The sequence below is a fragment of the Mesorhizobium sp. B283B1A genome (assembly GCF_020165735.1).
GTDB classification, from domain to species: domain Bacteria; phylum Pseudomonadota; class Alphaproteobacteria; order Rhizobiales; family Rhizobiaceae; genus Mesorhizobium; species Mesorhizobium opportunistum.
Genome location: NZ_JAIUIQ010000030.1, coordinates 36048 through 56622, shown reverse-complemented (window position 1 = coordinate 56622; position 20575 = coordinate 36048). Strand labels below are relative to the sequence as shown.

Genomic DNA, 20575 nt, shown 5'->3' with positions numbered 1-20575 from the left:
CGCGCTTATGGACGAAGGGGACGGCAGGATCAAGGGGCTGGTTGGCCCTCCAAAGGCTCCTCAAGATATTGACATTTTGATGTAGGTGGCTACATTATTTCCGCTACATTCGATTGAGTAGGCACGTTATGACGATCAACATCAACAACAAAGAAGCGGATGACTTAACGCGCACCTTCGCTAGAATTGAGGGCGTTGGCATAACCGAGGCGATCGTGATTGCCATGCGCGAAGCGCTTGAGCGCCGCCGCAATCGCGAGACGCCGTTGGAGACGGCGGCAAGGCTGCGCGCCGAATTTGGGATCGAGCTCAGCGAGCAGGCGCGCAAACCGCTGCCGCGCTCGGTCTACGACGAATTGTCCGGCGAAGACTGATGTTTGTCGACGCAGCCGCTATCGTCGCGATGCTCAGCCACGAGGCCGAAGCGCAGCGCTGCGCACGGGCCGTCTTGGAAGCATCGGCTCCGTTCACGTCGGCAATCGCGGTGTGGGAAGCGGCAATGGCCCTTTCGCGATCCGAAAAGCTAGCGGTGCCGGTCGAAGTGAGCCTCAAGATAGTCAGTCGTTTTCTCGAAGAACGGGCTATTGCCGTGCGGGAGCTTCCGCCTGCCGCTGACGCAACGTCATTGTCCGTTGAGGCTGCGTCGCGGTTTCGCAACAAGGCCATCCGACTGAATTTGGCGGATTGTTTTCACTATGCTTGCGCGCGCTACTATGCCGTCCCGATGCTTTCGACAGCCGACGAATTCCGGCTCACGGATCTGAAGACTGTTCCTTAGGCTGTGGTGTCTCCTTGCGTCCGACATTGCGCCGGATCATGCCGAAATCGGCGCCACCCGTGGCAAACGCTGTGACGAAGTAGAGCAGCGCTCCACCTGCGACGAGCGTCAGAAGCGTCGTCGCTTTGACCACCAGCGGCGAGCCGGGGCCGAGTCTGACGGCCAGCCAATGCTCCGCAAAATACAGAGCCACCGCCATCACCGCCGCCGACAGCACCAGCCGGGGAATGCGCTTCAGGAGCGGCACGTCGCGGCCCCAATGGCCGCGCCGGATGAGCATGCCAAGCAGCATCAGCGCGTTGACCCAGCCGGCCACGGCAGACGCCACCGCGATGCCGGGTGCGCCCATCCTGGGAAACAGCGTCAGCGCCGTGGCGACATTCACCGCCACCGAGATGGCGGCGAAGATCATCGGCGTGCGCGTGTCCTCGCGGGCGAAATACCCGGGGGTGAAGGCCTTGATCAGCACGAAGGCCGGCAGGCCCAGGCCGAAGATCGCCAGGATCGCCGCCACCGTCGGGGTCGAATGGTTGGCGGCGAACGCGCCGCGCTCATAGACCAGCCGCACGATCGGCTCCGACATTACCCAGAGTGCGGCCGCCGCCGGCAAGGTCATGAACAGGGTGAACTCGACGGAGCGGTTCTGCAGGTTGGCCGCCTCGATCAGATTGCCTGATTTCAGCGCCCGCGACAGTTCCGGCAACAGCACGATCGCCACCGCCACGCCGACGACGCCGAGCGGCAGCTGATAGACGCGGTCGGCATAGGCGAGCGAGGACACGGCGCTGTCTTGCGCCGACGCGATCGCCGTGCCGATCAGCTGGTTGATCTGGGTGATGCCGCCGGTGATCGCCGCCGGCAGCGCCAGGATCAACAGCCGCTTCACGTTCGGCGTCATCTTCGGCCGGCGGAAGCCGATAGAGATGCCGGCGTTGCGCACCGCCACCCAGACGATGGCGAGCTGCACGATGCCTGCCGCCAAAACGCCCCAGGACAGGCTGAAGCCGACAGCGCGTGCATCCAGCCCATGATACCAGGCGTAGCCAAGCACGCTGATCAGGATGATGTTGAGGAACGCGGGCGCGATCGCCGCCGCGAAATAGCGGCGCAGCGAATTCAGCATGCCCGCCATCATGGCGGCAAGCGACATGCAAATGAGGTACGGGAACATGATCGTCGCCAGTGCGACGGTCGTCTCGAACTTTCCAGGCGTGTCGGCAAAGCCCGGCGCCACCAGGTAGCGCACGATCAGCGGCATCGCCAGTTCCATGACGATGGTCAGCGCCAGCAGCGCGGTGAACAGCACGCCGAACACTTCCTCGGAGAAGCGCTTGGCGCCATCAGTGCCGTGCGTTTCGATCTCCTTGGCAAACAGCGGCACGAAGGCGGCGTTGAAGGCGCCCTCGGCGAACAGCCGGCGAAAGGTGTTGGGAAACTGGAAGGCGGCGTTGAACGCGTCGGCCACCGGCCCGGTGCCCAGCGCCGCCGCCATCAGCATCTCGCGGCCAAACCCCAGCGCGCGGCTCATCAGCGTGCCGGAAGCGACTGTTGCAAATTTCTTGACGAGGCTCATGCGTTCGGAGACTGCCTGTGAGCAATTCCAGGAAAAGTGTTAAACGGTTTTCCGTCCGGAATTGTGTTAAAACAAAAAGTTAGAGCTGTTCGCCGTTTCCGTGAAACGGCAAATAGCTCTGGAGATTGGGACAAAGTGATGATGGCTCTCACTCGGCCGCCGCCTTGGCCCTGCCGCCGCGCTCCGGCGCGGCGCCTTCGAGCGTCGCTATCAGCCGGTTGCGGATGGTGGCAATGCGCGCCGGACTGTCGATCTTCTGGCCGGTAAGGTCGGTGACGTAGAAGGTGTCGATGACCTTTTCGCCGAAGGTGGTGATGTGGGCCGACGCAATGTCGAGCGACAGGTCCGACAGGGTTCTGGTGATCTCCGACAGCAAGCCCGGGCGGTCGAGCCCCTCGACCTCGATGACCGAAAAGCGGTTCGACAGCGCATTGCGGATTTCGGCGCGGGGCGGGATCTTGAACACCTTGGAGCCGCGCCGTGGCTTGGTGCGCTTCTCGATCATCTCCGGCAGCCAACTCTTGCCGGACAGCACGTCCTCGATCAGCCGGCCGACACGCTCGGCGCGCCGCCGTTCGTCCTCGTCACGGTCGAATTCCCTCGAGATCAGGATCGTGTCGAGGGCGCGGCCGTCCGACGTGGTGAAGATCTGCGCGTCGACGATGTTGCCGCCGGCGCCGGCGCATGCCCCGGCAATGACGGAGAGAAGACGCGGATGGTCCTGCGCCAGCACGGTGATTTCGGTCACCGCTTCGAACTGGTGCGTCTTGACCATGGTGGCAAGCTTTTTGCCCGCCGCATCCGCATCGCGGATGAATTCGGCGTGGCGAAGCTGGTCCGGCAGGTCGACGGTCAGGAGATAATTCTCGTAGTGCTGGCGGACATAGCGTTTGCGGGCCTTGTCTGGCCAGTCTGCGAGCGCCTCGGCCAGACGCTCGCGCGACGCCGCCGTCCGCTGCGCACGTGACACTTCCGAGAAGCCGCCGGTCAAAAGCAGTTCGGTCTCATAGTAGAGCGTGCGCAGCAACTGGCCCTTCCAGCCGTTCCAGACACCTGGACCGACGCCCCGGATGTCGCAAACGGTCAGGATCAAAAGCATCTTCAGCCGCTCGACCGACTGCACGATCGCGGCGAAATCCTCGATGGTCTTGCGGTCGTTGAGATCGCGGGTCTGCGCGGTCATCGACATCACGAGATGGTTCTCAACCAGCCAGGCAACGGTTTCGGTATCGGCCGGCGACAGCCCCATATGCGGGCAGATGCGGCGTGCGATCCGGGCGCCGGCCTCCGAATGATCCTCCGGCCTGCCCTTGGCGATGTCGTGCAGCAGCACCGCGACGTAGAGCGCCTCGCGGCTCTTCTTCAGGCCCGGCATCAGCGAATGCGACAGCGGATGCACCTTCTCGCCATCGCCGCGCTCGATCTCGGCCAGCACGCCGATACAGCGGATCAGGTGCTCGTCCACCGTGTAGTGGTGGTACATCGAGAACTGCATCATGGCGACGATCTTGCCGAAATCCGGGATCAGCCTGCCCAGCAGCCCGGCCTCGTTCATCCGGCGCAGGTTGAGTTCGGCATTGCGGTCCGACGTCAGGATGTCGAGGAACAGCCGGTTGGCCTCCTCGTCGCGCCTGAGCGACTTGTTGACCAGGCCGAGCGAGCGGGTGAGCAGCTTCAGCGCATCGGGGTGGAATTCCAGACCGTGCTTGTCGGCGAACCAGAATAGTCTGAGCAGATTGACCGGATCGCGTTCGAACACCTGGTCGTCGGCGATGTTGATGCGGTGGTTGTCGACAATGAAGTCCGACGTGCCGGCAAGCTTGCGCTTGCGGCGCTGGAAGGTGAGAAAGATGCGGTTGAAGCCAGGCACATGCTTGGCCTGCTCCTCCTCGAGTGCCGCGCAGAAGATGCGCGTGAGGTCGCCGACATCCTTGGCGACGAGAAAGTAGTGTTTCATGAAGCGCTCGACCGCCGACAGGCCGGGATGCGTCGTGTAGCCCAGCCGTTCGGCGATCTCGCGCTGGATGTCGAAATGCAGCCGCTCCTCGGCTTTCCCGGTGAGGAAATGCATATGGCAGCGCACCGCCCACAGGAAGTCCTCGGCCTTCTGGAACTCGCGATATTCGGCGTCGGTGAAGACGCCCTTTTCGACCAGCTCCTCGCCGGTGCGCACCCGGTAGAAATACTTGCCGATCCAGAACAGCGTCTGCAGGTCGCGCAGGCCGCCTTTGCCGTCCTTGACGTTGGGCTCGACCAGATAGCGGCTTTCGCCGGCCTTGGCGTGACGCTCGTCGCGTTCGGCTAGCTTGGCCTGGACATATTCCGGACCGGTCGTGCGCACCACCTCATGGTCGAAGCGCAGCATCAACTCTTCATAGAGCTTGCGTTCCCCCCACAGGAAGCGCGCTTCCAGGATCGAGGTGCGAATGGTGATGTCGGTGCGCGACAGCCGCAGACACTCGTCGATATTGCGGGTGGCATGGCCGACCTTCAGTCCGAGGTCCCACAGCATGTAGAGCATGTATTCGACTGTCTGTTCGCCCCACGGCGTCTGCTTGTAGGGCAACAGAAACAGAAGGTCGATGTCGGATCCCGGCGCCAGCGTGCCGCGCCCATAGCCGCCAACCGCAACCACGGCCATGCGCTCGGCCGACGACGGGTTTTTCACCGGGTAGACATGGGTCGCGGCGAAATCGTAAAGCGCCCGGATCAGCTGATCCATCACATGCGACAGCCGCTCGGCGCAGGCATTGCCGCCGCCATCCTCTCTCAGCATGGCCTCGGTTTTTCTGCGGCCTTCGGCGAGCCGGCCCTTGAGAAGCTGGAGAGCGGCCGTGCGGATGATAGCGCTGGAACCATCGCCGGCGCTCGCCGCGGTCAGAGCGGTCATCTCGCGGCGCAAGGCTTCGCCGTCGATCAGTTCATGGAGCTTCAGGGAGATTTTCGCCATAGGTACCGGTTGGCCTTGCCTTTTGGGCGGCGTCTATAGCGCGTTTTCGCGGCGCTGGGTATGGGGCCGGCCGACAGCCCGGAATCGGCCTAGTCGGTTGCCTCGATGGGGCCGAAGGGCACGACAATCTGCCGCCGCAGCCTGCAGAAGTCGGCGATCCACCTCACGGTTCGCCCGGCTTCCCTGCTGATTCTCACCGCTGTCGGCTTGCTCTGCCTTGCCATAAGCCCGCTCGCGGTCCGTGCGGCATCCCGTTCCTGGTCAAGCAGGCTCGGCAGCCTGTCGCCGACGAACTGGTCTTGCGCGCAGAGCGCGGGAACAAGCTGGTAGATATTCCTGCCGGCCGACATAGCGGGGTTAAAGATGAGATCGTCGACAGCTATGTTGACCTGCGCCGTTGCCTCCAGAAACGCGCGCGCCATTTGCCGCGAGAGGAGATAACCCCCAGCCCCTGGATGGCCCTTGCGGAGCCGGACCGTGGAAAAACCGTGTCCGGCAGGGGCCCTTCTCCTCTGGATCACGGTTCTGGAGAAGAACGTCTCGAGCTTCACGACGTCCGCGTCCGCCGGAACCCAGCTCGTATCGCCCAGCAACGCACCGGCTCTGCCGGAAAACACCATGTCGTCCTCGAAGATGGCGCCGTACGGGGCCTCGTCCTGGGCGATGATCGTCCAGCAGGCACGATGACTATGCAGGCAGGCGATCTCGCTGCCGGCGAGGGGCCGGATGGCATGTATCGCGTGCTGCGGCTGCTGCACCAGATTGGGATGTTCCTGGGCATCGATCCCCGCGACCCGCTCGAACCCAATGCCGATGCGGGCGAACTCCGATGTCATGTGGACAAGTCGGTCGGGAGATCGATCGAGATTGATGACCAGGCGCTTCATTTGACGAAATCGTGTCTTTCGAGAGTGGCGGCGTTCTCTAGCACACCGGAGCCGGTGTCTGCTGACTTTTTAAGAGTATTTTGCACCGTGATGAAATGATAGGGCCGAAATGGTCAATTTCTACTTTGCCGGCCACAGCAAGTTCGAAGCAGTGCCTGAACCAAAACTACCGGGCTTTCGGATACGGATCGGCCTTGCCCTTTGGGCGTCTAAAGCGCGTTCTCGTTGCCTCCGGCCGCCAGGCAAGACATCGGCTCTTCCGCAGGGGGATCGAGCGCAACGACCGTATAATGCCGCAGCTTGCAGTGATCGATGACCCACTCGACGACCCGCCTGATTTCAACCCTTATCTTCTCGGCGACGGGCTTTCTGCGCTTGATGGTCAGCCCGCTTGCGACCCATTCGGCTTCGCGCTCTTCGAAAAGCAGGCTTGGCAATCTGTCGCCCACGAACTGGTCCTGCGCACAGAGTGCGGGAACAAGCTGGTAGATCGTCTTGCTTGCCGACGTCGGGAACGCGGGGTTGAAGAGGAGGTCGTCGGCAGCTGCGCTGGCCTGCGCGGTAGCTTCCAGGAGGTCGCGCGCCATCTGCCTGGAGACGATGTAGCCGCCGGTCCCCATATGGCTCCTGCGAAGCCTGAACATGGAGAAGCCGTTGCCGACGGCGATCCTTTTCCTCTGGATCATGGTCTTGCTGAAGAATGTTTCGAGTTTGATGGCGTCGGCATCGGCCGGAATCCAGCCACTATCGGCCAGAAGGGCACCGGCTTTCGCGGAGAACACAACATCGTCCTCGAAGACGGCGCCATAAGGGGCATCGTCTTGAGCGATGATCGACCAGCAGGCGCGATGGCTGTGCATGCAGGCGACCTCGCTGGAGGACAGGCGCCGGACGGCGTAGATCGCATCTTGTGGCTGCAGTACCAACTCAGGATGGTCACGGGCATCGGTTGCGACGATTCGCTCGAAGGCGATGCCGATGCGGGTAAACTCCGCCGTGATGTGGGCGAGCCGGTCGGGAGACCGATCAAGATTGATGACCAGACATTTCATTGATTTACCGGGATTCGAATTGTTGTCGGAAGGCCGAGCGTTAGCACACGCAGCGCTGCGGAATATCAACTTTTTCTGGGCGAACAGCCGGGTCGAGCCTCGAAATACGAATAATCATAACGGCCCTTGACCTTCCAGTTACTGGAAGCACTACCTCCTGCCCGAAGCAGTTTGCTAAGGGCATTTTCGAATGACGCATTCAGATCACGACCATCACACGCATGGCGGTTGCTGCGCGCCGAAAGCCGCGGCCGTGGACGCGGTCCTGCGCGATCCGGTCTGCGGCATGACCGTGGATCCGGCCGCCGGCAAGCCGACAGCAGAACATGGCGGCCGGCTCTATCATTTCTGCAGCGAAGGCTGCCGCACGAAATTCCAGGCGGAGCCGGAGAAATACCTGACGGCCACCGACCCGGTCTGCGGCATGGGCGTCGAGCGCGCCACGGCCAGGCACTTTATCCGCCATGAAGGCCAGGGCTTCTATTTCTGCTCCGCCGGCTGCAAGGCCAAGTTCGAGGCGGCCCCGCAAGCCTATCTCGGCGACAGGCCGGTGCCGGCGCCGATGCCCAAGGGTACGCAATACACCTGCCCCATGCATCCCGAGATCGTCCGCGACAAGCCCGGCTCTTGCCCGATCTGTGGCATGGCGCTGGAGCCAATGGGCGTTCCGACTGGCGAGGAAGGGCCTAATCCGGAGCTGGTCGACTTCACCAGGCGGTTCTGGGTCAGCGCGGCCCTGTCGATCCCGCTTCTGATCGTCGCCATGGCGCCGATGGTCGGCCTGTCGTTCGACGGACTGGTCGGGGATCGCACAAAGGTCTGGATCGAACTGGCCCTGGCAAGCCCGGTGGTGCTTTGGGCCGCCTTTCCCTTCTTTCATCGCGGCTGGGAATCGATACTCAACCGCAGCCCCAACATGTGGACGCTGATTTCGCTCGGTGTCGGTGCCGCCTATCTCTACAGCGTCGTCGCCACGCTGTTCCCGGACATTTTCCCGCATCAGTTCCGCGGCCATGGCGGTGCGGTGCCGGTCTATTTCGAGGCCGCCGCCGTCATCGTCGCGCTGGTCTTCCTCGGCCAGGTGCTGGAATTGCGCGCCCGAGAAAAGACCGGCTCGGCGATCCGCGCTTTGCTCGATCTGGCGCCCAAGACAGCGCGGCGGATCGCCGAAGACGGCTCCGAGAGCGACGTCCCGCTGGACGGCGTCAAGGCCGGGGACCGCTTGCGCATCCGTCCCGGTGAAGCCGTCCCGGTCGACGGCACCGTGCTCGAAGGCCGCTCTTCCATCGATGAATCGATGATCACGGGCGAGCCGTTGCCGGTCGAAAAGACCGAAGGCGACGCGCTGACCGGCGGCACGCTCAACAGGCAAGGCTCGCTGATCATGCGCGCCGAACGGATCGGTTCCGAGACCACGCTCGCGCGCATCGTCGAACTCGTCGCCAAGGCACAGCGCTCGCGCGCGCCGATCCAGGGGTTGGCCGACCGCGTTTCCTTCTACTTTGTTCCGGCCGTCGTCCTGGTTGCCGTCGCGGCCTTCATCGCCTGGGCGGACCTTGGTCCCGAGCCCAGCCTGGTCTTTGCCGTCGTCTCGGCGGTCTCGGTGCTGATCATCGCCTGTCCCTGTGCGCTTGGGCTTGCCACGCCGATGTCGATCATGACCGCCACCGGTCGCGGCGCTCTTGCCGGCGTGCTGATCAAGGAGGCCGCCGCGCTCGAACGCTTCGCCTCCGTCGACACGCTGATCGTCGACAAGACCGGCACGCTGACCGAAGGCCGGCCGAAGCTGACCGATATCGTGGCTGCCAGCGGCTTTGCCGAGGACGAATTGCTGGCGCTTGCGGCAAGTCTCGAGAAAGGGTCTGAACACCCCTTGGCCGAGGCCATCGTCGAAGGTGCCGTGGCGCGCGGCGTGACCGTCGCCGACGTCGGCGATTTCGAGGCGACCACCGGCAAAGGCGTTTCCGGCACCGTGTCGGGCAAGACGGTCGCGCTCGGCAACGCCGCGATGATGCACGACCTCGGCGTCGATGTTTCCGCCGTTGCGGCCAGCGCCGAGGCGTTGCAGGGCGACGGCAAGACGGCGATGTTCGTCGCCGTCGGCGGCAGGCTGGCCGGCATCGTCGCCGTTGCCGATCCGGTCAAGGCGACCACCGCCGAGGCAATCAAGGCCCTGCATGACAGCGGCTTGAGGATCATCATGGCGACCGGCGACAACGAGCGCACGGCCAAGGCGATCGCCGGCCGCCTCGGTATCGACGAGGTGCGCGCCGGGCTCTTGCCCGAACAGAAGGCAGCCCTCGTCGACGAGTTGCGCGGCAAGGGCGCCGGCGTTGCCATGGCCGGTGACGGCGTCAACGACGCACCCGCGCTTGCCGCCGCCGATGTCGGCATCGCCATGGGTACCGGCGCCGATGTCGCGGTCGAAAGTGCCGGCATCACCCTGGTCAAGGGCGATCTCAACGGCATCGTGCGGGCGCGCACGCTGGCCCAGGGCACCATCCGCAACATCCGCCAGAACCTGTTCTTCGCTTTCCTCTACAATGTGCTTGGCGTACCGGTCGCCGCCGGCGTGCTCTATCCGCTCACCGGCACGCTTTTGTCGCCGATGCTGGCGGCGGCGGCGATGAGCCTGTCGTCGGTGTCGGTGATCGCCAACGCATTGCGGCTGAGAACGTTGAAACTCTGATCCAAGCCCCCAAATACGAAATCCATGCGACAGGAGACCATGAATGACCTTGGCTAAGAAACTCGTGCTTTTGCTGATGGCGGCCGGAATGCTGCTTGCCGTCTTCCTCGAAAGCGTCCCGGCGCAAAGCGAAGAGATGAAACACGACATGGCCGGCATGGCGATGGGCGCGGAAAGCCCGTCGACCGAGGGCTACAAGGCGGCGATGGACAAGATGCACGCCGGCATGATGGCCTCGCAATATACCGGCAATGCCGACGTCGATTTTGTTCGCGGCATGATCCCGCACCATCAGGGCGCCATCGACATGGCCAAGGTCGAGCTTGCCAATGGCAAGGATCCGGAAATCCGCAAACTGGCCGAAGCGGTGATTGCCGCGCAGGAGGCCGAGATCAAGGAGATGCAGGACTGGCTCGCCGCCCATCCGGTGAAATAGGCCTCCAACAGATCGCCGGCGGCGAGAACGCCTCTGGATTTCTCGTCCGGCCTGTGATGCGATCCGGCCCCGAACGGAGCCTTCCATGCTATCGACCGTCAGAACCACCACGCTGCCCTCCGGCGAAGCCATTGCCGTTCTCGGCCAGGGCACATGGAAAATGGGCGAGGACATCAGGCGCCGTGGCGATGAGGTCGCTGCTCTCAGGCTTGGCCTCGATCTCGGCGTCACGCTGATCGACACCGCCGAGATGTATGCCAGCGGCGGTGCCGAGGAGGTCGTGGCCGAGGCCATTGCCGGGCGCCGCGACGAGGTTTTCCTGGTCTCGAAAGTTCTGCCGTCGAACGCTTCGCGCGCGGGCGTGCAGCGCTCTTGCGAGAACAGCCTGAAGCGCCTCGCCACCGACCGCATCGACCTCTATCTCTTGCATTGGCCTGGCAGCGTGCCCTTGGGGGAGACGGTCGAAGCCTTCGAGGCGCTGAAGAAAGCCGGCAAGATCCGCCACTGGGGCGTCAGCAATTTCGACATCGAGGAGATGGAAGACCTCGCCGGCTTACCCAATGGCGGCAATGTCCAGACCAATCAGGTGCTTTACAATCTGGTCCGGCGCGGCCTCGAGTTCGATCTGGCGCCGTGGAGCCGCAAGCGCGGCATTCCGCTGATGGCCTATTCGCCGGTCGAACAGGGTGCATTGGCGCGCAATGCCAGGCTCGACGCGGTCGCCGCCCGCCATGGCGCCACCGCGGCACAGATAGCCCTGGCCTGGGTGATGCAGCAGGAGGGCGTCATCGCCATTCCCAAGGCCAGCAGCCAGGAGCACGTCCGCCAGAATTTTGCCGCGCTCGACATCAAGCTTACGCCGCAGGACATCGCCGATCTCGACCGCGCCTTCCCGCCACCGACGCGCAAGCGCGGACTGGAGATGATCTAAGCGCGGCGATGAAGCTGCCAATCTCCCCCTCAAGTGGGGAGATTGGCGGTTTCGGCGATGCAGCCATGCCCACAGCCCAATCTACTTTCCCGCCAGCCCCTTCAGCCGGTAAAGCGCCTCCAGCGCTTCCCTTGGTGTCATCTCGTCGGGGTTGATGTCGCCGAGTGCTGCGCCCAGTGCGTCGCTTTTCACCGGCTTGGGTGCTTCGCGCTTCACCGCCACGGAAAACAGCGGCAAATCGTCGACCAGCCGGTTGGTCTTGCCGGAAACCTCGCCTTCCTCCAACTGGTGCAGCACCTGTTTGGCCCGGTCAACCACCGCTTCCGGCAGGCCGGCGAGCCGCGCCACCTGGACGCCGTAGGAGCGGTCGGCCGCACCCTTGCCGACCTCGTGCAGGAAGACGACGTCGTTTTCCCATTCCTTGACCCGCATGGTGACGTTGTGGAGCCGGGCCAGCTTGCCGGCGAGCGAGGTCATTTCGTGGAAATGGGTGGCGAAGATTGCCCGGCAGCGGTTCTTCTCATGCAGGTACTCCACCGCCGCCCAGGCGATCGACAGGCCGTCGAAGGTTGCAGTGCCGCGGCCGATCTCGTCGAGGATCACCAATGCCCGCTCGCCGGCCTGGTTGAGGATCGCCGCCGTCTCGACCATCTCGACCATGAAGGTCGAGCGGCCGCGTGCCAAATCGTCGGAAGCGCCGACGCGCGAGAACAGCCGGTCGACGACACCGATATGGGCCGATGCCGCCGGCACGAACGAGCCGGTCTGGGCGAGGATGGCGATCAGCGCGTTTTGCCGCAGGAACGTCGATTTACCGCCCATGTTGGGGCCGGTCAGCAGCCAGATCGCGCCGTTCTTGGCGCTGCCTTCCGGCGAGAGGTCGCAATCATTGGCGACGAAGGGGCCGTCACCCGAACGGCGCAGGGCCTGCTCGACCACGGGATGCCTGCCGCCGGAAATCTCGAAGGCAAGGCTGGAATCCACCACCGGCCGGCACCAGGCCTCGCTTTCCGACAAAAGCGCCAATGCCGCCGAGACGTCGAGCACGGCGAGCGCATCGGCACCGGCGCGGATTTTCTCCGCCTCGCCGACCGCTTCCGCCGTCAGTGCATCGAAGGCCGCCAGTTCGATGCCCAGCGCCCGGTCGGCGGCATTGGCGATCTTGGTCTCGAGTTCGGCAAGTTCAGTCGTGGTGAAGCGCATGGCGTTGGCCATGGTCTGGCGGTGGATGAAGCGCGCCTTGGCGCCATCGCTGCCGGTCATCACCGCATGATGGTTGGCGGTCACCTCGATGTAGTAGCCCAGCACATTGTTGTGGCGGATCTTCAGCGAGCGGATGCCGGTCTCTTCGATCAGCGAGCGCTCCAGCCCGGCGATCACTTTTCGCGACTCGTCGCGCAGCGCCCGCATCTCGTCGAGTTCGCCGTGATAGCCACCGCGCAGGAAGCCGCCGTCGCGCTTGAGCAGCGGCAGTTCCTCGCCAAGCGCCTGCGTCAGATGCCGGGCGAGCGCCTGGGGCAGCGCATGAATGGCGGCTAGTGCGCTCGCCAACTCCTGGGGCAGGGCGGTCGCGGCAAAGATTTCGGCGATGGCGCCGGCCGCCTCGAAACCGGCGCGCAATGCGCCGAGGTCGCGCGGACCGCCGCGGTTGAGCGCCAGTCTGGAAAGGGCGCGCGGCATGTCGGCGACGCTCTTCAGGCTTGTCCGCACTGCCTGGCACAGCCGCGTTTCGGAGCGGAAGAACGACACCGAGTCCAGGCGCGCGCCGATCGCTGCCGGGTCGGTCAGCGGCGCCATCAGCCGGTCGGCGAGCAGCCTGGCGCCGCCGCCGGTCACCGTGCGGTCGATGGCCTTGAACAGCGACCCTTCGCGGCTGCCGGACAGAGTGCGGAGCAGCTCCAGATTCCCACGCGTTGCCGGATCGATGAACAGCGTCGAGCCCTGTTCCTCGCGCTCGGGCCGTGACAATGGGGGGCGCTCGGCCTTCTGCGTTTTCTCGACATAGGCAATGGCGCCCGAGATCGCCGACAGCTCGGCGCGCGAAAACGTGCCGAAACTGTCCGGCGTCGCCACATCGAAGAAGCGCGCGATGCGCCCGGTGGCGGAGGCCGAATCGAACAGCGATGGCGGCTGCGGGTTGGCGACCCGGCCGAGCACGTCGAACACCGGCTTCAGCTCGGCATCGTAAAACACCGGCTCGGCGACGATCAGCTCGCGCGGATCGACGCGGAAAATGTCCGCCAGCAACCGGTCGGCGGTGGTCTCGGCGACGCGGAAGGCGCCGGTCGAGATGTCGATCCAGGCCAATGCGAAGGAATGGTCGGCTCCGCCCTTCACCCGCCCCAGCGCCATCAGGAAGCTCGATTCCGACGGCGCCAGCAATTTGTCCTCGGTGATGGTTCCCGGCGTCACCAGGCGCACCACGTCGCGGCGCACCACCGATTTGGAGCCGCGCTTCTTGGCCTCGGCCGGATCCTCGATCTGCTCGCAGACGGCAACGCGAAAACCCTGGCCGATCAGCTTCTGCAGATAATCGTCGGCCGCATGCACCGGCACGCCGCACATCGGAATGTCGAGGCCCTGGTGCTTGCCGCGCTTGGTCAAGACGATGCCCAGTGCCCGGCTGGCCTTTTCGGCGTCGTCGAAGAACAGCTCGTAGAAGTCGCCCATGCGGTAGAACAGCAGCGAATCCGGGTTCGCCGCCTTGATCTCGATGAACTGCTCCATCATCGGCGTGACGGCGGCCGCACCAGGCTGCGGCGGCGTCATCGCCTCGGGGGCGTCTGGCTCGTTCGGGCTGTGCATATTCATGCGCGGCACGCTAGCAGATGTGATTGCCCGGTTTAATGCCGGAGCCTCGAAAAGCAGGGGACGACTGGCTGGTCGCTTGCCGGCATTTGCGCGCCGGCCTGCGATTCCCACGCGCTGGCGGTTTACACGCGGCGGCGCGTGGTCTTAATTCGGACCGAAACAAAGCACCCGCTTCAAGGAGGTGCTGCACCGGTGAGGAAATCAAGACATCATGGCCAGGAAAACCGAGAACAGCGGTCCGTCCGTCAGCGCGCAGGAAGCGCTCGAATTCCACGCGATGGGCCGGCCCGGCAAGCTGGAGATCGTCGCCACCAAGCCGATGACGACGCAGCGCGATCTCAGCCTCGCCTATTCGCCGGGTGTCGCCGTGCCGGTGCGCGCCATCGCCGAGGATCCGAGCCGCGCCTTCGACTACACGACGCGCGGCAACATGGTCGCCGTCATCTCCAACGGCACCGCCATCCTCGGTCTGGGAAATCTCGGTGCGCTGGCCTCCAAGCCGGTCATGGAAGGCAAGGCGGTGTTGTTCAAGCGCTTCGCCGATGTCGATTCCATCGACCTCGAAGTCGACACCGAGGATGCCGAGGAATTCATCAACTGCGTGCGTTACCTCGGCCCCTCCTTCGGCGGCATCAATCTCGAGGACATCAAGGCGCCGGAATGCTTCATCATCGAGCAACGCCTGCGTGAACTGATGGACATCCCGGTCTTCCACGACGACCAGCACGGCACCGCCATCATTTCGTCCGCCGGCCTGATCAACGCGCTGGAGGTCACCGGTCGGGACATGAAGACCACCAGGCTGGTCTGCAATGGCGCCGGTGCCGCGGGCATCGCCTGTATCGAGCTGATGAAGGCGATGGGTTTTGCCCCGGAAAACATCATCCTGTGCGACACCAAGGGCGTCGTCTATCAGGGCCGCACCGAAGGCATGAACCAGTGGAAGTCGGCGCATGCGGTCAAGACCGACAGGCGCAGCCTTGCCGAAGCGCTCGACGGCGCCGACGTCTTCCTCGGCCTCTCCGCCAAGGGTGCGCTGACGACCGCCATGGTGCAGTCGATGGCCAAGAACCCGATCATCTTCGCCATGGCCAATCCCGATCCCGAGATCACGCCGGAAGAAGTGGCCGAGATCCGCACCGACGCCATCATGGCCACCGGGCGGTCCGATTACCCCAACCAGGTCAACAACGTGCTCGGCTTCCCCTATATCTTCCGCGGTGCGCTGGATGTGCGGGCGACCACCATCAACGACGACATGAAGATCGCCGCCGCCCGAGCGCTCGCCGAACTGGCGCGCCAGGACGTGCCCGACGACGTCGCCGCCGCCTACCAGGGCAACAGGCCGAGATTCGGACCCAACTACATCATTCCGGTGCCGTTCGACCCGCGCCTGATCTCGGCCATTCCGCTGGCGGTGGCCAAGGCGGCGATGGATTCGGGCGTTGCCCGCAAGCCGATCCTCGACCTCGACCGCTACGCGCAGGAACTGTCCGCCCGGCGCGATCCGATCGCCTCCACCTTGCAGCGCATCTACGACCGGGTGCGCCGCCAGCCCAAGCGCATCGTCTTCGCCGAGGGCGAGGAGGAGCAAGTGATGCGCGCCGCGGTCTCCTATGTGAACCAGAAGCTCGGCACCGCCATCCTGCTTGGCCGCGACGACGTCATCAAGGAGAACGCCAAGCACGCCGGCATCGACCTCAACAAGCAAGGCATCGAGATCATCAATGCCCGGCTGTCGCGCCGCAACGGCATCTACACCGACTACCTCTACGAGCGCATGCAGCGCAAAGGCTTCCTGTTCCGCGACTGCCAGCGCCTGATCAACAACGACCGCAACCACTTCGCCGCCTGCATGGTGGCGCTGGGCGATGCCGACGGCATCGTCACCGGCGTCACCCGCAACTATTCCACCGCCCTCGACGACATCCGCCGCGTCATCGACGCCAAGCCCGGCCACCGCGTCATCGGCGTCTCGATCGTACTCGCGCGGGGTAAGACTGTCCTCGTTGCGGACACCGCGGTGCACGACATGCCCAACGCCGAGCAGATCGCCGACATCGCCGAGGAAGCGGCTGGCTTTGCGCGTCGCATGGGCTATGAGCCGAGGCTCGCCATGCTCGCTTATTCCACCTTCGGCCACCCGCAGGGCGAGCGTTCCGAGCGCGTCCAGGAGGCCGTGCGCATCCTCGACAAGCGCCGCGTCGACTTCGAGTATGACGGCGAAATGGCCGCCGACGTCGCGCTCAACGCACGGGCCATGGCGCAATACCCGTTCATCAGGCTGACCGGTCCGGCCAATGTGCTGATCATGCCGGCGTTCCACTCGGCCTCGATCTCGACCAAGATGCTGCAGGAACTCGGCGGCTCGACGGTCATCGGCCCGCTGCTGGTCGGCCTCAACAAGCCGGTCCAGATCGTCTCGCTGAACGCCAAGGACTCAGACATCGTCAACATGGCGGCGATCGCGGCCTATACGGCGGGGACTTGAGCGGCGGACCAAGTGACAGGCGAGAGCCGATTGCGAGCCTGTGAACGCTTTTCGAACGAAGCTCAACCCGGTGCGAACATCCGGGCCGCTTCGACCACCTCGTCCACCTGATCCGCTCGCAGCAGATCGATCGGTATACGGCCGTCGAGTTGCGCCGCCGGGCGTGTCAGCCACAGCCAGGCGAGCCTCGGATTGCCGATCAGCTTGAGCACATCGCTTATGCCCGCGACCGGCCTGCCGTCGACGAACTGCGCCAGCGGAAAAACGTGTTTGCGGCCGCCCTTGCGCAAGGCGATGACGTCGCCGCGTCTTTGCCAGCGGTGCAGGGTCGAGCGGGCGATGCGCAGGCTTTCTTCCAGATAGGTCGAGCCGGCGACGCGGCCGGCCCAGTCCTCGATCAGCATCGATTCGAGGTCGTCGGGTTGCGGGGGAGGTGGTGCGCCGGCCGACAATGGCACCGGCAGGCCGGCGGCACCGGCTTCGCTGCGGCGCGCCGCTTCCGCCGCGAGCGCGCGCACGAATTTCTGCGCAAGGCCGGGAAGGTCGGCATGGATGGTGTCGATGGCGCGCTGGTGTCTCGGCGACAGCGAGGTGACGGCGGACGCTATGCTGCCGGCAATCTTGCCGACGGAGACCACGGTGGCTTGGTTTATGGCCTCGTCATAATGGGCAAGCGCGCGTTCGACGTCTTCCGCGACCATCTCCGCGAAGTCGTCTTGCCCGAGACCGGTTGTCTGAAATCTGTTCATGCATCTGTCTTCCGGGCCGCGCTCCTCCCTTAGCCGCGGCCGGTTGCTGAATTTCTAGTGCTGAAAACGAAGATCGCGGCGGCAACGACCCGCGCCGCCCGACAGCTTGCTGCCTTGCATTTTTGAACATCCCATCTGATTGCGGGCGCCCCGAAATATCAGTCGCGGGAGGCTCGCGATGTCGTGTAGGAGCGATATGTGACAGTGACGCGACGGTGAGCAGCGGGGCGCTTTTCCCTTCTCCCCCTTGTGGGGCCCACAGGGGGAGAAGGAAAAAAGTGCCCCCTACAACAACCCCGCCTGTTCGGCCTCGCGGCGCAAATTCTGCCTTGGCCTTGGGCCGATCTGCTGGATCACCAATCCGGCCGCCAGTGAGCCAAGGTCACCGCAGGTCTTGAGGTCGCGGCCTTGCGTGTAGCCATGCAGGAAGCCGGCGGCGTAGAGGTCGCCGGCGCCGGTCGTGTCGACCAGCTCCTTGATGGCGGTGGCCTTGATGACCACGGTCTCGTCGCCGCGCACGATGACGGAGCCTTTCTCGGACCGCGTCACGGCGGCGATCCGGCAATCCTTGCGGATCTGCGCCAGCGCCTCGTCGAACGACGATGTCTGGTAGAGCGACTTGATCTCGTGGCTGTTGGCAAAGACGATATCGACGGTGCCCGAGCGCATCAACTCGAGGAATTCGTCGCGGTAGCGGTCGACGCAGAACGAATCCGACAGCGTCATCGACACTTCGCGGCCTGCCGCGTGCGCCAGTTTCGCCGTCTGCCGGATCGCTTCCTTGGCGCGCGGTGGATCCCACAGATAGCCTTCGAAATAGGTGACCTTGGCGCCAGACGCCTTGTCGGCCTCCACGTCCTCCGGCCCCAGCTCGACGCAGGCGCCGAGATAGGTGTTCATCGAGCGCTCGCCATCGGGGGTGACGAAGATCATCGAGCGGGCCGTCGGCGGCTCGCCCTTGAGCGGTTTGGTGTCGAAGGCGACGCCCTGGGCATGGATGTCGTGCGCGTAGATTTCGCCCAGCGCATCGTTGGAAACCTTGCCGAAGAAGGCGGCACGGCCGCCGAAGGAGGCGACGCCGGCCGCCGTGTTGCCGGCGCTGCCGCCGGAGGCTTCGATCGCCGGACCCATGCGGCTGTAGAGCAGTTCGGCGCGCTGGGTATCGATGAGGTTCATCGCGCCCTTGATGATGCCGTTGGTTTCGAGGAATTCCTCCTCGCACTGGGCGATGATGTCGACAATGGCATTGCCGATGCAAAGCACGTCATAATCCGGCATCAATATCTCCGCCAAAAACCAGAGCCAGCTTCTTGCCATGCAGGCCGGGCGCGGGTCTAGCGATTCGAAACGGCTTTGCCTAGAGCGCGGCACTCAACTTTGGCGGATCATCCCAGCGCATCCACTTGAGGCGCTACGACAATTCGACCGTGGCCGAAGCATTTTATCGCGGCCTAGCCTACAACTCTGGCCTGTTCGATCACAGCCCGAAGGCGAGCCAGCGGATGCCGACACGAAACGATACAACGACCGACCTGGCGCTGCTCGGCGTGCTGGCTGTATTGTGGGGCGCCTCCTACACCTTCATCAAGATCGGCGTCGAGACGATCCCGCCGATCACCTTCATTGCCGCGCGCACTTTGATTGCCGGCGCTATTCTTCTGGCCATCATCCGCTGGCGTGGGCTTGCCATGCCCAGCGATGCGGCGAGTTGGCGCCGCTTCGCCTTCCAGGCATGCCTCAACAGTGTCGTCCCGTTCACGCTGATCGCCGCCGCCGAGCGTTCGGTGGATGCCGGCCTCGCTACCATCCTGAACGCGACCTCGCCGATCTTCACCTTCCTGCTCACCGCGCTGATCACCCGCCATGAACCGGTCACGCTGCGCAAACTGGTCGGTGTCGGCGCCGGCATTGCCGGCATCTGCCTCATCATCGGTACCGAAGCGTTGGGCGGTCTCGGTCAAGAACTGTGGGCGCAGCTCGCCATCGTCGTGGCGACGATCTGCTATGCCGGCGCCGCGATCTTCGGCCGTGGCTTCAAGGGCCTCGATCCGATGCTGCCGGCCGCCGGTTCCATGCTCTGCGGTGCCGTCATGCTGGTGCCGCTCAGCCTGGTGGTCGACCAGCCCTGGACGCTGGCGCCGTCGATGGCGTCGATCCTGGCGCTGCTTGGCCTCTCGGTGTTCTCGACGGCGCTCGCCTTCGTCATCTATTTCCGCCTCATCCACACGCTGGGCTCGGTCGGCACGACGTCGCAGGCCTATCTGCGCGTGCCGATCGGCGTCGGCATCGGCGCTGTCTTCCTCGGCGAAACGCTGGGGCCGACTGTATGGCTCGGCATGGCTTGTGTCGTTGCCGGCGTCGCGGCCATGACCATCCCGGTTCGCAAGCCGGCGCTTGCAAGATAGCTGCGCGCTTGTGCTCATGACTTGGGCTGCCTATCTCGGGAGCGTCCGTCCATTCGGCGGTGTCTGCTCATCGAGGGTTGAAGCACGGTGATTTTCGACGCTGCCCGCACCGCGGCCCTTGAGCTGCTCTCGCCGCCTTTTCGGGCCGTCTTCCTCAAGACGCTGGGCTTGACCCTGCTGGCGCTGGTCGCCCTGTGGTTCGGCCTGACCAGCCTTGTCGAATGGCTGGCCCTGCCATGGCTGCAGACGCTGTTGCCGGGCATACCGTCCTGGGCCGGCTGGCTGGGCGGCATCATTGCAGCAATTGCGCTCGCCTTCGGCATGGCATTGCTCGTCGCGCCCGTCACGGCCGTGATCGCCGGCCTGTTCCTCGACGATGTCGCCGAAGTGGTCGAGCGCACCGACTATCCAGCCGATCCGCCCGGCCGCGCAATGCCGGCGCTGCGCTCGCTGGTGCTGGCGATAAAGTTCTTCGGCGTCGTCATCCTCGGCAACATCGTCGCCCTGTTGCTCCTGCTGGTGCCGGGCATCAACATCGCCGCCTTCTTCATCGTCAACGGCTACCTGCTCGGGCGGGAATTCTTCGAATTCGCCGCCATGCGCTTCCGTCCGGAGGAGGATGCCAGGGCCTTGCGCAGGCACCATGCCGGAACGGTATTCCTCGCCGGGCTGGTCATCGCGGCCTTCCTCGCCGTGCCGCTGCTCAACCTGGTGACGCCGCTTTTCGCCGCCGCCATGATGGTGCACCTGCACAAGGCGATTTCGGCGCGCGAAGCGGCACGCCGCTCGCGGAGCTAACTCGGCTCAGCGGCGCGGGAATCCG

Annotated in this window: 15 protein-coding genes; 8 read left to right on the top strand and 7 right to left on the bottom strand. The window is 64.4% G+C overall.

The window, feature by feature from the left end; all coding sequences use genetic code 11:
• Positions 1-128 precede the first annotated feature (128 nt).
• Positions 129-374 carry a type II toxin-antitoxin system VapB family antitoxin gene (locus tag LB577_RS23145; RefSeq protein WP_013891437.1) on the top strand — a complete coding sequence of 82 codons (246 nt, stop codon included), beginning with the start codon at positions 129-131 and terminating at the stop codon, positions 372-374.
• Positions 374-778 (top strand): type II toxin-antitoxin system VapC family toxin, encoded by a 405-nt coding sequence (locus LB577_RS23140; RefSeq protein WP_013891436.1) that lies wholly within the window; start codon positions 374-376, stop codon positions 776-778. The genes LB577_RS23145 and LB577_RS23140 overlap by 1 nt, the downstream gene beginning before the upstream one ends.
• On the opposite strand, the gene murJ is transcribed toward LB577_RS23140, so the two are convergent.
• The 4 genes from murJ to LB577_RS23120 all read right to left on the bottom strand — a co-directional run bounded on the left by murJ (position 753) and on the right by LB577_RS23120 (position 7240).
• The gene (gene murJ / locus LB577_RS23135) at positions 753-2351 is read right to left on the bottom strand and encodes a murein biosynthesis integral membrane protein MurJ (protein ID WP_023766317.1); all 1599 of its coding nucleotides are present in this window, start codon (positions 2349-2351) and stop codon (positions 753-755) included. The two genes, LB577_RS23140 and murJ, sit on opposite strands and share 26 nt — an antisense overlap.
• 148 nt (positions 2352-2499) lie before the next feature.
• Positions 2500-5301, bottom strand: coding sequence for a [protein-PII] uridylyltransferase (locus LB577_RS23130; protein ID WP_224688735.1), 2802 nt, complete (start codon positions 5299-5301; stop codon positions 2500-2502).
• A gap of 89 nt (positions 5302-5390) precedes the next feature.
• Positions 5391-6137, bottom strand: a complete 747-nt coding sequence (locus tag LB577_RS23125; RefSeq protein WP_318013550.1) for a glycosyltransferase family 25 protein — start codon at positions 6135-6137, stop codon at positions 5391-5393.
• Between the two features lie 260 nt (positions 6138-6397).
• Complete coding sequence (locus LB577_RS23120) at positions 6398-7240, bottom strand: glycosyltransferase family 25 protein (protein ID WP_224688760.1); 843 nt, start codon at positions 7238-7240, stop codon at positions 6398-6400.
• Positions 7241-7430: 190 nt separating this feature from the next.
• Here LB577_RS23120 and LB577_RS23115 point away from each other — a divergent pair, with 190 nt between their 5' ends.
• The 3 genes from LB577_RS23115 (at position 7431) to LB577_RS23105 (ending at position 11296) form a co-directional block, all read left to right on the top strand.
• On the top strand, positions 7431-9929 hold the full coding sequence (locus tag LB577_RS23115; protein ID WP_224688730.1) for a heavy metal translocating P-type ATPase: 2499 nt from the start codon (positions 7431-7433) through the stop codon (positions 9927-9929).
• Positions 9930-9972: 43 nt separating this feature from the next.
• Positions 9973-10365, top strand: a complete 393-nt coding sequence (locus LB577_RS23110) for a DUF305 domain-containing protein (protein ID WP_224688728.1) — start codon at positions 9973-9975, stop codon at positions 10363-10365.
• Positions 10366-10450: 85 nt separating this feature from the next.
• The gene (locus LB577_RS23105; protein ID WP_224688727.1) at positions 10451-11296 is read left to right on the top strand and encodes an aldo/keto reductase; all 846 of its coding nucleotides are present in this window, start codon (positions 10451-10453) and stop codon (positions 11294-11296) included.
• Positions 11297-11377: 81 nt separating this feature from the next.
• Here the strand turns inward: LB577_RS23105 and mutS are convergent, their stop codons facing one another.
• Positions 11378-14107, bottom strand: coding sequence for a DNA mismatch repair protein MutS (gene mutS, locus LB577_RS23100; protein ID WP_224688725.1), 2730 nt, complete (start codon positions 14105-14107; stop codon positions 11378-11380).
• A 211-nt stretch (positions 14108-14318) separates the two neighbouring features.
• Here mutS and LB577_RS23095 point away from each other — a divergent pair, with 211 nt between their 5' ends.
• Positions 14319-16598 carry an NADP-dependent malic enzyme gene (locus tag LB577_RS23095; RefSeq protein ID WP_023775790.1) on the top strand — a complete coding sequence of 760 codons (2280 nt, stop codon included), beginning with the start codon at positions 14319-14321 and terminating at the stop codon, positions 16596-16598.
• 62 nt (positions 16599-16660) lie between these two features.
• Here the strand turns inward: LB577_RS23095 and LB577_RS23090 are convergent, their stop codons facing one another.
• Positions 16661-17347 (bottom strand): antitoxin Xre/MbcA/ParS toxin-binding domain-containing protein, encoded by a 687-nt coding sequence (locus LB577_RS23090; protein ID WP_224688722.1) that lies wholly within the window; start codon positions 17345-17347, stop codon positions 16661-16663.
• 285 nt (positions 17348-17632) lie between these two features.
• The gene (locus tag LB577_RS23085) at positions 17633-18625 is read right to left on the bottom strand and encodes an adenosine kinase (RefSeq protein ID WP_224688720.1); all 993 of its coding nucleotides are present in this window, start codon (positions 18623-18625) and stop codon (positions 17633-17635) included.
• Positions 18626-18849: 224 nt separating this feature from the next.
• Here LB577_RS23085 and LB577_RS23080 point away from each other — a divergent pair, with 224 nt between their 5' ends.
• Both LB577_RS23080 and LB577_RS23075 read left to right on the top strand, forming a co-directional pair.
• Complete coding sequence (locus tag LB577_RS23080) at positions 18850-19752, top strand: DMT family transporter (RefSeq protein WP_224688758.1); 903 nt, start codon at positions 18850-18852, stop codon at positions 19750-19752.
• A gap of 87 nt (positions 19753-19839) precedes the next feature.
• The gene (locus LB577_RS23075) at positions 19840-20550 is read left to right on the top strand and encodes a sulfate transporter family protein (RefSeq protein WP_224688718.1); all 711 of its coding nucleotides are present in this window, start codon (positions 19840-19842) and stop codon (positions 20548-20550) included.
• Positions 20551-20575: the final 25 nt, after the last annotated feature.